Annotated in this window: 10 protein-coding genes; 1 reads left to right on the top strand and 9 read right to left on the bottom strand. The window is 68.1% G+C overall.

Annotated features, from left to right (window positions below):
• Window positions 1-27: 27 nt before the first annotated feature.
• Window positions 28-789, bottom strand: a complete 762-nt coding sequence (locus FBZ89_RS28070) for an SDR family oxidoreductase (protein WP_145754158.1) — start codon at window positions 787-789, stop codon at window positions 28-30.
• 33 nt (window positions 790-822) lie between these two features.
• Entirely contained in the window at window positions 823-1,959 is a 1,137-nt protein-coding gene (locus FBZ89_RS28075) for an MFS transporter (protein WP_246172799.1), read from the bottom strand.
• Between the two features lie 144 nt (window positions 1,960-2,103).
• Between FBZ89_RS28075 and FBZ89_RS28080 the strand changes: the two genes are divergently transcribed.
• Window positions 2,104-3,024, top strand: coding sequence for a LysR substrate-binding domain-containing protein (locus tag FBZ89_RS28080; protein ID WP_145754159.1), 921 nt, complete (start codon window positions 2,104-2,106; stop codon window positions 3,022-3,024).
• Here FBZ89_RS28080 and FBZ89_RS28085 read toward each other — a convergent pair.
• The 7 genes from FBZ89_RS28085 to FBZ89_RS28115 all read right to left on the bottom strand — a co-directional run bounded on the left by FBZ89_RS28085 (window position 2,942) and on the right by FBZ89_RS28115 (window position 13,329).
• Window positions 2,942-4,339, bottom strand: coding sequence for an MFS transporter (locus FBZ89_RS28085; protein WP_246172801.1), 1,398 nt, complete (start codon window positions 4,337-4,339; stop codon window positions 2,942-2,944). The two genes, FBZ89_RS28080 and FBZ89_RS28085, sit on opposite strands and share 83 nt — an antisense overlap.
• Before the next feature lie 31 nt (window positions 4,340-4,370).
• The gene (locus FBZ89_RS28090) at window positions 4,371-5,330 is read right to left on the bottom strand and encodes a DUF3089 domain-containing protein (protein ID WP_211115390.1); all 960 of its coding nucleotides are present in this window, start codon (window positions 5,328-5,330) and stop codon (window positions 4,371-4,373) included.
• Window positions 5,331-5,646: 316 nt separating this feature from the next.
• Window positions 5,647-6,948, bottom strand: a complete 1,302-nt coding sequence (locus tag FBZ89_RS28095; RefSeq protein ID WP_145754161.1) for a glycoside hydrolase family 1 protein — start codon at window positions 6,946-6,948, stop codon at window positions 5,647-5,649.
• A gap of 57 nt (window positions 6,949-7,005) precedes the next feature.
• Window positions 7,006-8,589 carry an AMP-binding protein gene (locus FBZ89_RS28100; protein WP_246172803.1) on the bottom strand — a complete coding sequence of 528 codons (1,584 nt, stop codon included), beginning with the start codon at window positions 8,587-8,589 and terminating at the stop codon, window positions 7,006-7,008.
• Window positions 8,590-8,653: 64 nt separating this feature from the next.
• A complete protein-coding gene (locus FBZ89_RS28105; RefSeq protein WP_145754164.1) occupies window positions 8,654-9,343 on the bottom strand; it encodes a TetR/AcrR family transcriptional regulator in 690 nt (229 codons plus the stop codon).
• A gap of 69 nt (window positions 9,344-9,412) precedes the next feature.
• Window positions 9,413-11,005, bottom strand: coding sequence for a carboxylesterase/lipase family protein (locus FBZ89_RS28110; RefSeq protein ID WP_246172806.1), 1,593 nt, complete (start codon window positions 11,003-11,005; stop codon window positions 9,413-9,415).
• Between the two features lie 74 nt (window positions 11,006-11,079).
• Window positions 11,080-13,329 carry a TonB-dependent receptor gene (locus FBZ89_RS28115; RefSeq protein ID WP_145754168.1) on the bottom strand — a complete coding sequence of 750 codons (2,250 nt, stop codon included), beginning with the start codon at window positions 13,327-13,329 and terminating at the stop codon, window positions 11,080-11,082.
• Window positions 13,330-13,441: the final 112 nt, after the last annotated feature.

The following is a 13,441-nucleotide window of genomic DNA, read 5'->3' on the forward strand; positions in this document are numbered from 1 at the left end:
GCGCGAGGATCACGCAAGCCTCGCCGCTTATTTGCCACCGGTCACGTCGAGGAAGGTGCCGGTGATGAAGGACGCCTCGGCGCTGGCCAGCCAAAGGATCGCGCGGGCGACCTCCTCCGGTTGGCCGCCCCTTCCCATGGGTATGGTGTCCTTGACACGATCCACACGGCCCGGCTCGCCACCGCTGGCGTGCATGTCGGTATAGATGTGTCCGGGGCGGATGCAGTTGACGCGAATTCCCTCCCGCGCCACCTCTTTCGCGAAGCCGGTGGTGAAGGTCTCGACGGCCCCCTTGGATGCGGCGTAATCGACATATTCGTTGGGGCTGCCAAGCCGGGCCGACGCCGATGAGATGTTGATCACGGCGCCACCCCGCCCGTTGTGGCGATAGGCCATGCGCTTCACCGCCTGTTGCGCGCACAGGATGGGGCCGATGGCGTTGACCAGGAAGATGCGCTGCATCCGCTCGAACGCCAAATCCTCCAGCCGGGATTGCCGCGCCAGCATGGCCGCGTTGTTGACCAAGACATCGATCCGCCCGAACACTTGGTCGATCGTGGCGAACAAGTCGGCAACCTGCGCCGGATCGGCACTATCGGCGCGCATAGGCAGAGCCCGGCGCCCGGCCGCCTCCACATCGGCCGCCACCGCCAGGGCGGCGGCCTCGTCGGACAGGAAGCTGATCGCGACGTCATAGCCTTGCGTGGCCGCGAGCCGGGCCGTCGCCGCGCCGATGCCGCGACTTCCCCCCGTTATCAGCATAAGCGGCGCGTCAGAGACAGTGTTCATTGGATCAACCTTCCTATTTCACGCGGCCCTGTTTCACGCGGCGGTACCGCGCAGATGGGGCCGCAACGCCAAGACAAGCGGGACAATCAAGGCGGCGGTCGCGGCGGAGGCCAGCACGCCGACGGTCTGGCTGCTGTGGTCGGCGATCGCGCCGTAAAGGATGGGCGCGACGCCGCCGGAGCCGATCACGCTGGTGTAGAAGACGGCGAAGGCGCGGCCCGTATCGGCGCCCGAAAGCTCAGGCACGGTGCCGTAAAGCACCGAGGAGGTGCCGTTGAGCACGACGCCGAGCAGCGGAAGCAAGATCAGCGTCTGCGTCAGGGGGGTGAACAGCGTCGCCATGATCAGCACGGCGGTCGCGGCCTCGGTCACCATGACGGTTCCGACCACACCCAGCCGGTCACCCAGCCAGCCGCACGTCGCCTTTCCGAACGCGCCACCGATGAACAGCAGGCCAAGGGCCAACCCCACGGTGGGCGAACCCCCGCGCTGCCCGTGGATGAGGAAGGGCAGAAACAGCAAATAGCCCATGCGGGTCGCCGTATCGAGCGCGCCGATCGCTGTCAAAACCCCGAAGCCGCCGCGACCACGACGCCCGGAAGGCCCCCCTGGCACGGCCGCGCCCGCAGCGGCCGCCCCCCGCGCCAGCGATGTCAGCGCGATCGCGACGGCGACGCCAAGCACCACCATCAGGCCCAGCACCGCCCGCCAGGCGAGGACGGGCAACAGGACCGCGACGAGCGCCGGCAACACCGCTTTCCCGAGATCGCCCGAAAAATTGTAGATGCCGAGCGGGCGGCGCGACGCCCCGCCGTAACTGTCGGCGACGAGCATCGAGCCGCGCGGATGCTGGATGCTGGACCCGGCGCCGGCCAGGATGAGACCGACGCAAAGACCGGCGAAGCCGAACGGCAACGCCACGACCAGCAACCCCGTTGATGCGATGAGGGTCGACAGGATCAGCGCCGACCGCGCGGAGACCCGGCGCAGTAGTCGGTCGGCCGGCAGTTGCAGCCCACCCATCGTTCCCGAATAAAGCGCGCGGATGAGGGCAAGCGCCGCGTAGGAAAGGCCGAACTGCGCCTGCCATACCGGCAGGAACGCATAGAGACCGTCAGTATAGCCGTCGTGAAGCGCATGGGCGAGGCACGCGGCCAGCAGGCTGCGCAATTTCGTCGTCGCTGGGGGGATCGAGCCACCCACTGACGCGGCAAGGCTGGTCGAAGACGTCATGGCGCGATGGTAGATAGGCGATAAATTTTCAACTAGCCTGTCATTGATCACGATATGGGTCAGTTTTAGTCACGGGTTCCCATGCGCCGCCTGCCACCCCTCAACGCCCTGCGCGTCTTCGAGGTCGCCGCCCGCACCGGCAGTTACGCCGAGGCGGCGGCGGAGCTTGGCGTAACCCACGGCGCGGTGAGCCGGCACATCGCCGCCCTGGAAAGCTGGCTGGGCCAGAGGCTGTTCACCAAGGAAGGCCGCCGCATGGTGGCGACGCCCATGGCGGGCATATTCGCGGCGGAGGTCGGCCTTTCCCTCGACCGCCTGGCTGTCGCCGCCGAGGCCTGCGGCCGGCCGGGCGCGCGCCGCATCCTGCGTGTCAGCGCGCCGACCAGCTTCGCGATGCGTTGGCTGATCCCGCGCCTCGGCCGCTACCACGCGGATCATCCGCATGTCGAGGTTGTGGTCACCACCGTTTCAACGGTGCTTGAGGCGTTGCGCGGGGGTGTGGATGTGGCGATCCGGCGGAGCGCCGCGCGGGAGCACGCGTGGCCGCAGCACCGCGTCGTTCCGGTGCTGGATGACGTCGACACGCTGATCATGAGCCCGGCGCTGTTCGCGCGGCGCCCCATCCTGCGGCCCGCCGATATCGAGGGGCACGTCCTGCTGGCGACCGAGACGCGCGGCGGCGACTGGACCGACTGGCTGGAGGCGGCGGACCTGCACCACCTCGCCGGGCTTCCGCGCCAGGTGTTCGACCACTTCTTCGTGACGCGCCAGGCGGTGGAAGACGGGCTGGGCATCGGGATCGGCCCGCTGCCCATGCTGGAGATCGATATCGACGGCGGACGGCTGATGACGCCGCTGCCGCAGATCCAAGTTCCACGCCGGGGCTATGTCGCCGTCGTCCCGCGCCAAGCCGACGCCATCAACCTGCTGACCGGTTTCGTCGACTGGCTTGTCGAAGAGGGGGGCCGTCCCCCGCCGGGCCCTGGGCTTGCCCAACCGTAGCGCGCGGCCCGCGCGCCCCCGCCCGGCGGCCCCCTGCCCGGCGGCCGAGGGCAAGGACGCTGAGGAAGGAAACGGCGCACATCGCGCTCAGGTAGACCGATATGGGCACCGTCGACTGGAAGTGCGCGAACAGCGCCGTGGCGATGATGGGGGCGAAGCCGCCACCGACGACGGAACCGATCTGATAGCCGAGCGACGCGCCGGAATAGCGCACCTCGACGGGAAACAGTTCCGCGAACAGGGCGGCCTGCGGCCCGTACATCAGGCTGAGGAACAGCATCTCCACCACGATCGCCAGGGTGATGAGGACGGGCGATGCCGTTTCGATAAGGGGAAACAGAGCGAAGGCCCAGAGACCGGCCAGCACGGCGCCGATCATGAATATGCCCCGCCGGCCGAATTTGTCGGAAACGCCCCCGCAAATGATAAGGACCGGCAGCATGAGCGCGCTGGCCAGCATCACGGCGGCCAGCAGCGTCTCCTTCGCGATACCCAGGGTGGCGGTGCCGTAAGCAACGACATAGGTGATCGCCATGTAGAAGCAGGTGTTGTTGGCGACGAAGGCGCCTCCCGCCAGCAGCACATCCCCAAGGTGGTCGCGCAGGACCCTGGCCAAGGGCGGCCCCTGGACAGCGCCCGCCACAGCGGCCCCGACGGTCTCGAACTCGCCGGGTTCCACCAGGTGACGCCGGACATAACCACCGATCGGGACCAGGACGACGCTGAGCAGGAACGGCAGGCGCCACCCCCACGTCAGGAAGGCCTGGGGCGCCAGGCTCTTGCCGACCAGCAGGAAGACGACGTTCGCCAGCACCAGGCCCACAGGCACGCCGATCTGGACGAAACTGCCATAGAACCCGCGCCGGCCGCTGGGCGCGCTCTCGATCGCCATAAGCGCGGCGCCGCCCCACTGCCCGCCCACCGCCAGGCCTTGCGCGAACCGCAGGGCCACCAGCGCCAAGGGGGCAGCCACGCCGACCTGGGCATAGCCGGGCAACAGGCCGATGCCCGTGGTCGCGAAGCCCATCAGCAGCAGGGCCCCCGAAAGCGCGCGTTTGCGGCCGAAAACGTCCCCCAGATGGCCGAATACGACACCACCCAGGGGCCGCACGATGAACCCCACGGCGAAGGTGCTGAATGCCGCGATCTGCGCCACGAGCGGGGGCAGATCGACGGGAAAGAACTGCGCCGGAAACACCAGGGCCGCCGCCGTGCCGTAGATGAAGAAGTCGTACCACTCGATGGCCGCGGCGGCTGCGGCGGTGACCGCGACCGTGACGATGGACGCGCGGGGCGCGGGCACCTTGCCGGTCATCGTCCCCTCCCCCTCTATTCTCTTGTCCATTCTAGCGGCGCCCGGCGGCATAGGCCGCGCCTTGGCGGCCTATGATGTCGACCAGGTCGCCGACCGCCTCGTGCATGTCGATGCGATGCAGCCCCCAGTCGGGGAACAGGCGCCCGTCCACGATCACGTCGCCGGGGATATCCCGTGTCCGGGCATCGTCCGCGCCCGCGTTGACGTGGATGGCCAGATAGGTGTGGGCCCCGTTGCTGACGCACCGGGCGGTCAGCAGGCCGGGGGTGGTGACGAAGGGGGTGTCGATCGTGCGGGGTGTCCTGGTCCAGGAGAAGCCGGCCGGCGCCCAGGCGCCGAAGTCCGCCGCGAAATAGCTGTGGAGGGGCCCCGCCCCGCCCGCCAGGTCAGCCGGGTTGGTGCCGAGCGCGTGGGAATTGGTGAAAATCTTTTGGGACAAAGGGTCCAGGGCACGGCCGAACAGGCCGCCCGGCGGTGGCGGCGCCGTATCCCGGAAGGAAACGTAGGCGATAACACAGCCCGTCTGGTCGGCGGCGTGGCAGGCCGGAATGTGCTGAAAGGTGCCGCCGACGTCGGCCCCATCGGGAACCACGACGTTGGTGCCCAGCAGGATGGCCGACACCAGGCGCGCCTGCGCCGGCTTGCCGTCGATTTCTTCCTGGACCAGTTGCGTCAACACGACGGAGCCCTGGCTATGCCCGATCAGCACGACGCCACGCCCCTGGTTATCGTGCGCCATGTAGTGGCGCCACGCCGCCAGAATGTCGGCATACGGCATCGCCCTGTCCGGCGGCCGGCTGGCTGTGCCGTTCATGCGCGCATGCAGTGAGGTCAGGGTCACCTGCCGGTACATCGGCGCGAAGGTTCGGCACCGGGCGGCATACCGGGCGAATTGCCCGGCCACGACGGTGAATTCCTCCCGCCCGGGCGTCAGGTCGCTGTTGCCGCCCGGATCCAGCGAAACGGTGGGATAGACGTAGAAGCAGTCGATCGGCGGATCGCTGGCCGGCCTGAAGGCCTCGCGTCATGTGGCCATCCGCCGTGATGACGGTTGCGGTCTGGTCCTGCGCGCAGGCGTCGGCCCGGCCGGGGCGGCAGAGCCAGTTGGCATCCTGGCTGTAGTCGGGCGCCGCCAGCCCGGCGGTTTGCGCCCGGCCCGGCACGGCCGCGACCCATAGGGCGGCCACCAGCGCCGCGCCTTTCCAAAACCCGTCCATGACGCCTCCCATTTATTGTTTTCCTGTTTTATCGTTCGCTGCCGAAACTTCCGGATCCCGCCCTCGGATCTTGTGGCGGGCTGGGCCGCCTCAGCCTCCGCGGATGATATCCGCCAGGTGCTGGGAACTGGGCTTGGGTGTTCGCGCGAAGGTGTCGCGGTTGACGGCCACCAGGCCGAAATGCTGGCCGTATCCTTGCGTCCATTCGAAATTGTCCAGTAACGACCAGTAGATATAGCTGCGCACGTCGATACCCGCGCGCAGGCAGGCTTCGACCTCCGCGACGCTGGCGTCCAGCCAGGCGACCCGGCGGGCGTCGTCATCCGTGGCGATGCCGCTTTCGGTGACGAATATGGGCTTGGCGGTCTTGCGCGCGGCCAGCCGGATCACCTGTCCCAGAGCCTGCGGGTAATATTCATATCCCGCCGCCGTCATCTCCGCCCCCGGCGGCGCGACGGTCAGGCCCTTGGCATCGACCCGCAGGCGGGTATACGCCTGCACGCCCACGAAATCGCTGGCATTCACCGCATCCCACCAGCCACCGTACAGCGTCGTCTCGACGGTGGGGGCGAGGCTGTCGTCGCCCACCGCCTCCACCGCCTGCGTGGTCAGCGTGACGCCCACAGGGAAATCGCCGGGTCCCGCCTTGATGGCCTGGTAGGCCTTGGCATGAGCCTCAAGCAGATGGGCGTCGATGCGGTCGGGGTCGGCGAACAGGATGGAAGAGAACCGTGGGGACTGGGTGGCACGGGCCGCGGCGGCGATCATCGCGGTGCGCGCGGCCCGGTATTCGGGCGTGGCCGCCCCCCGCAGGACCTTCACCAGCAGGTGGATGTTGGCCTCGTTGAAGGGCGAGGCCATGCCGATCTGGCCGCCCAGCGCGCGCGTGGCCCGTTCACAGAAGCGAGCGAACAGGTCGGGACTGTCCGGTACCTCCCATCCCCCGCGGGTCGCGAACCACAGCGGCACGGTAAAGTGGTTGTACGTCACGATGGGCAACAGCCCGTGCGCCCGGCAGGCGGCCAGCACTCGCGTGTAATGGTCCAGCTCGACCTGGGAAAACTGGCCCGGTTCCGGCTCTATCCGGGCCCATTCGATGCCGAAGCGATAGCAGTTCAACCCGATGGCCCGGGCGATGGCGAAGTCCTGCTCGTATCGATGATAGCTGTCGCAGGCAGCGCCCGACGGCTCCTTGTAGACCGTCTCCGGCAGGTGCTCCAGCAGCCAGCTGTCGGAATTGGTGTCGTTGCCTTCGCTCTGGTGGGCGGAGATCGCGGCCCCCCACAGGAAGCCCTTCGGCATGGCCGGGCGTTGGGCCGCCCGCGCGGGAAGCGCGTTCAAGGCGGTCGCCGCCGCCAGCCCCGCCAATATCGTCCGGCGTGTGGTCGCCATTCCTTCCTCCCTTAAATCCTTCGCCCCTGTTCCCTGCGTCCCGCGCCCCCACCCGGCTCAGCCGTGGTCGGCACGCAGGCGCGCCTTGTCGATCTTGCCCGTCACCGCCTGCGGCATGGCGCCGACGCGCACGATGGCGTCGGGCAACCACCAGGACGGTATGCGCGGCCGCAGCGCAGCCAGCAGCGCCTCGTCGCTGATGTATCCGCCCTGGCGCTGCTCGATCACCAGGACGGGACGCTCGCCCCACCTGGCATCGGCCCGGCCTACCACCGCCACCTGCGCCACCTCGGGCAAGGCACCCACGATGGCTTCGATCTCGACGGGGTTGATCCATTCCCCACCCGACTTGATCAGGTCCTTGGCCCGGCCCGTGATACTGACCTGGCCGTCCACATCGATGACGGCCAGGTCGCCGGTGTCGAACCAGCCGTCGGCATCGACGGCCGGTTCGCCCTGCCCAAAATAGCGTTCCACCACGGCGGCCCCCCGCACCCGCAGCCGGCCCTCACGCCCCCGCTGCTCGGGCAGCGGCGCGCCATCGGCATCGGTCAGCCGCAAATCGACACCGATGGGCGGGCGGCCGGAACGGGAGGCCAGCCGCACCGGCGCGCCCGGTGGCGTGGTGGTGCCCAGGGGCGACAGTTCCGTCATGCCCCAGCTGGTCTGCACGACCACGCCCAAGCGCCTTTCCAGCCGGTCCATAAGCGCCTGCGGCACCGACGCGCCGCCCAGCATGACCCTTTTCAGCGAAGGCGTGTCCTCGCCCGTCCGGTCCAGATGGTCCAGCAGCCCCAGCCAAACCGTCGCGATGCCGGCCGCGACGGTGACGCCCTCCGCGTTGATCATGGCCGCCAGGCTGGGGCCGTCCTGGTGACGGCCGGGAAGGACCAGCTTGGCCCCCACAGCCGGCCCGGAGAACGGGAAACCCCAGCCGTTGGCATGGAACATGGGCACCGCGACCAGAACGCTGTCGCGCGCGGTGAGGCCGCTGGCGTCCGCCTGCAGCTGGTGGACGGTGTGCAGGTAATTGGACCGGTGCGTGTAGGTAACGCCCTTGGGCACACCCGTGGTGCCAGAGGTGAAGCACAGGCCCGCCGGCGTGTTCTCGTCGAAACCGCCCCAGGCGGTATCCCGGCCCAGGCCCGCCAGCAGTTCCTCGTACCTCCAGACGCGGGCAGGACCGTCATCCGGCACGCCGGGAAGCGGGCCCCGCGCCGCCGCACCCGGCTCGTCCAGCACGATGACATGCTCCAGCGTCGGGCAGGTCGCCGCCAGCGTGCCGGCCAGCGCCGTCAGATCCGGGCTGACGGCCAGCACGCGGTTGGCCGCCTGCCGGATCATGCCGGCCAAGTGCGTGGGAGCCAGGCGGGGATTGAGGGTGTGGCACACGATGCCGACCCCGACGGCGCCATACCAGCATTCCAGATGCGCCTGGCTGTTCCAAGCCAGGATGCCCAGATTGTCCCCCAGGCCCAGGCCCAGCGCCTGGAACGCACCCGACAGCCGCCGGCTGCGGTCCCGCAGCGCCGCATAGCCGATGCGAGCGCCGGGGCCCCCCGCCGTCACCACCTCGGCGGCGCCGTGCCACTTGGCCGCGTGGTCGATGAAGCGATCCAGGGTCAAGGCATACGGCTGCATCGCGCCGGCCGGCGAAGGCCCAAGGGGCGAAGAGCTGGGCATCGGGGTGGGCGGCTCAGGCATGCTAGGGTGTCTTGTCCTGTTGGCAGATGGCCAGGAAGCCGGCGGCCATGAACTTGGCCATGTGCTTCTTGATGGAGACGAAATCGTTGGAAGAACAAAGGCCGTGGGACAGTTCGTCCAGACGGCCGGTGCGGGCCATGTTGTGCGTCATGGCGCCCGAGACGAAGTGATAACCCCAGAAGATCGTCTCCTCGTCACAGTCCGGCATGGCCTTCTTCAGCAGGTCGATCAGCGCCAGGACGACGGGATTGAAGTATTTGGTCATCTTCTCGGCGCCCCAGCCGGCGGCGCTGTTGGCCTGCGCGGCGATCTTGCCGAAGGTGGCCCATTGTTCCACATCGTCGATCTGCACGTTCAGGTCGGCGTCGATCCAGGCGCTCAGCGCCCCCTCGACCGTGACGTCGTCGCCCACCTCCTCGGCATAGCGCCGCATGGACTCCAGGCGATTGCGGGCGGAAATGGGCGCCTTGCGGGCCCACACCGCCTCGCAGATGCTGTCCTTGCCGTTGAAGTGGTAATGGATCAGCGTGGAACTGACACCGACGCGGGCGGCCACGTCCTTCAGCGTGAAGCCATGGTAGCCGAATTCAGCGAACAGCTGCTCCGCCGCGTCCAGGATGCGTTCGATCGACGCCTCGCGGGCGCGGGCTTTATGGTTACGGGCGCGCGTGGGTTGATCAGTATTGCTCATTCGATTCCATACTCCCGACCTGGATGCCAAGGCAGCCTTCCCGTGCCGCCTTGGCCTGTCCAGGTACGGTTAAAAGGCCGAGAAGCCGATGTCGAGCCGCCAGCCGCGCCCCTGCTGGCGGCGGGTGGCGACCAGCGCATCGGCGTAGGTGAAGGCGGCCGGCTGCAGGCCGCGCCGGGCGGCCGGACGGTCATCGATGTCGAGGTATCCGGCCTGGGCTGCCGTATACCGGGGCCATGCCGCCTCTCCCGGGGCGGTGGGGGCGCCATCCCGGACGAAGCTGGCCCAGTAGTTCATCATGGCATCCGAAAGCCTGGCCTCCGTTTCGGTCAGCGGCGGCCGGGGCCAGTTGGGCCCCAGCGCCCCGGACGGGCCGACCTGGCCGAAGATGTAGGGCAACTCGCTGGCATGGAAGGCCGCCAGGTCGCGCGCCCGCTCCGCCGGGGTGCTGTGCCGGAAATAATAGAGATAGGCCGGCTGTCCCGCCGCCGCCTGCTGACGCGCCAAGTACTGGGCGGCCCACCCATACAGCCCGTCGCGGATGGAAGCCATCACATCGGCCCGTGGGTCGGCGCCGGGATAGACCGCCAGGTAGGCGGGCGCCTGGGGACCGAAGCGGCGGCGCACATCGGCATCATACGCCGCCGGGGTGTCGGGCGCCTTGGGCATCAGGAAGGGCAGCGAGCGGATCTCCCCCTCGTTGAAGCCGGCCAGCACGGGCACCTTGGCCTGCTCCCCCCGGGCGAAGGTGTCGGCGAACTGCCGCGTCAGCGTAACGCCGTCAATCACCGGCTCCGGCTGCCAGCCTTGGGCCAGGCCGGCCTTGAACAGGGCGACAAGGTCGGCCTTGCGCAGCGCGGCAGCGTCGGTGGCCCCCACCGCGGTGGCCAACGCCGCACCCGCCGCCTCCGCCGATGGAAGGCCCAAGGTTTCCTCATGCAGAGCCCGGTAGGACGGCATGTACCCGCTTTGCGAAATCGCGCCGGCGAACAGGCCGCGGGCCGGCGGGCTGGCCAGCAGCGCAATGACGCTGAGGCCGCCGGCCGACTCCCCGGCGATGGTGACGCGGCCGGGATCGCCGCCGAACGCCGCGATGTTGTCGCGTACCCAGCGCAGCGCCGCGATCTGGTCCAGCAGCCCGTAGTTGCCTGACAGGTGCTGCGGCGATTCCGCGCTGAGCGCCGGATGCGCCAGGAAGCCCAGCAAGCCCAGGCGATAATTGATAGAAACGACGATGATGCCGCGCCGCGCGAGGCTGGCACCGTCATACAGCGGTTCGGAACTGCTGCCCCCCACCAGCGCGCCGCCGTGGATCCAGACCATGACCGGCAGGTGTTCCGCCCCGGCGGGCGCCCAGACGTTCAGGGTCAGGCAATCCTCGCCGACCGGGGCCATGCCGCCCGAATAGATGCCGGTGGGCGATGGCGGCGGCTGCAGGCAGGCATGCCCGAAATCGCGAGCGTCGCGCACCCCCGTCCAAGCCCGGGCCGGGACCGGCGGGCGCCAACGCAGGTCGCCCACCGGCGGCTCGGCGTAGGGAATGCCTTTGAAGGCCGCCACCTTGGTTCCCGGTACCATGGCGCCCTGCAGGTCGCCGCCGCTGACATGCGCCCGGGGCGGAGCGTCCACCGGCCCGACCGGCGCCGTTTTTGCGCAGGACATAAGGGCCAATCCCAGGCAGGCCGCCGCCAGCCAGCGGTGCCCCCGTCCCCTTCGCGTTTTTCGCATCGTCGTCCTCATAGGTCGGCCGCCAGCCGCAGGCCGAACGTCAGCGGCCGCACGATGGCGTAGCGGCTGTAGACGAAGGCTTCCGGATGCACGTAGGTGATGGCCCGACTGTTGGTGAGATTTTCGCCGTACAGGGTGGCCGTGACCTTGCCGAACGTGGCGCCCGTCTGCAGGTTCAGCAGCGTATAGCTGTCGGTGTGGTCATAGAGCGCGCTGGGCTTGCCCAGCGTGCCGGGGGTGTTGGGGAAGCCGACGGGGAACGACCCGACATGCTGCACCTGGAAACCGCTGAACCCGGGGATGTTGCCGAACAGGGTGTAGCCGTAGGTGCCGAAGAACGATCCCTGCAGGTGTGGCGAAGCCAGGCTGGCCCCGTTTACGGCACCGGAAATCTGCGCCTCCTGCGCGGAAAGCCCCGTCACCTTGGCGTCGTTCAGCGCGGCGTTCAGGCCCAGGACCAGCCCGTGCACCGGTTCCAGCGTGACCTCCGCCTCCAGCCCCTTGCTTTCCGCGGCGCCAATGTTGGTGGCGAACTGCACGGAGTCAGAGACGCGGTTGGCCTGGACCTGCAGGTTCTGCCAATCGATGTAATAAGCCGCCAGGTTGGCGGTCAGCCGCCCATCCCACCAGCGGCCCTTCAATCCGATTTCATAGTTGGTGAGGTCATCCGAACTCGCGCCCGTGGGGATGACCAGATCGTTGGGAGTGACCGTGCTGACACTGCCGGCGCGGGCATTGTACACGGGCGTGCGGTAGCCGGTCGACACGGTGGCGTAGAGCGTCAAGTCATGCGATGGCTCATAGGTCAAGCTTGCTTTCCAAGACGCCTTCTCGGCGGCGGGATAGTCGGTGCTGGACGCCGGTGTCGGCGTCAGGGCCAGCGGCGCCCGGATGCCGCCCAAGGCGTAGGCGAAGTAAAGCGAGTTGAACCCCGGGGCGACATCGACCGTCGTGGCGTATTTGCCGTAGCGCAGGCCGCCGATCGCCGAAAGCGTGTCGGTGATGTGGTAGGTCAACTCACCGAAGCCCGCCAATTCATAGGAACTGGAGTTGCTGACGTTGGAGTAGAAGGTGCCGTCGGCGGGCAGGCCGGTGATGCCGTGCGTGCCGAGGTAGGCCGGGGTCGATGCCTCGCGCGCGGCCAGATACTGGTCCCGGTGAAGATAGTAGGTGCCCACCGTCCAGTCGAACCGGCCCCCCTTTTCCGAAACCAGCCGTGTTTCCTGGACCACGGTTTTCCAGATGCCGTGGTCGAAAAGGTTGAAAGGCAGGGCCAAGGCGAACGTGCCGGCCAAGTCGACGTCGAACAGCCCGTCCTGGTAGCCATAGCTGGTGGAACTGGTCAGATGCGCCCAGTCAAACTGATAGTCGATGGTGGCGTTATAGAGCTGCGACTTCGACGTATAAAGATCGGGCATGGTGGTGTAGCGCTTGCGATCACCCAGGGAGGGGGTGACCAGCGACGCGTCCTGGGGATGGCTGTCCTCATAGAGGCCCATCAGCCGGATGCTGAGACGATCCGTCGGTTTCCATAGGATGATCCCCCGCCCGCCCCAGTCCTTCAGGGTGTTGGAGTTCTTGACGCCCGTGCCGACGTTGTCAACGTAACCATCCTCGTGCCGGTAGAAGCCGACGACACGCACCCCCAGCTTGTCATCCACCAACGGCACGTTGACCATGCCGTTGTAGCGCTGACGAACGGCGCCGGCGTCCGGCGTATAGCCCGTATCGGTCAAGACGGAGGCATCCACCCGGTTCAGGTCGGGGCTTTTGGTCAGGATGCGGAGCGCGCCGGACAGGGAGCCCGACCCGAACAGCGTGCCCTGCGGCCCACGCAGGAATTCCACGCGTTCCACGTCGAACAGGCTGGGGTCCAGCGTCACGGAGTTGCCGATGGTGGTCAGCGGCAGGTCGTCGAGGTAGACGGTGGTGGTGCTCTGCAGCCCGGCCTCGTAACCGTTCACGGAAATACCGCGGGTGGTGACGCTGAGATTATTGTCGCTGCGGTGGTCCAGCACGACGCCGGGTGTCTCCCGCGCGATGCCCTCCACCCCGACGATACCCTTCTGGGTCAGTTCATCCTGCGAGAAGGCCGTGATGCTGATGGGCACGTCCTGCAGGCGCTCGGCGCGGCGGGTCGCCGTCACCACGATTTCCTCAAGCCCGGTGGAATTGTCGCGCTTCTGGCCTGAATCCTGTGTGGCCGGCGCCGGCGCGGTCTGCGCGACGGCTGCCGACGCGCCGGCAAGCAGCGCCATCAGCGACGCCGCGTAAGCTAAGGGACTGTTGATAAATAAATGAATCAATGATTTTTTGCGGTTTGGGGATTCTCCGGCTGACACGGAGCTTATAGAATCGCCGGATGATTGA

Source organism: Nitrospirillum amazonense (assembly GCF_007828045.1).
Taxonomy (GTDB): domain Bacteria; phylum Pseudomonadota; class Alphaproteobacteria; order Azospirillales; family Azospirillaceae; genus Nitrospirillum; species Nitrospirillum amazonense_C.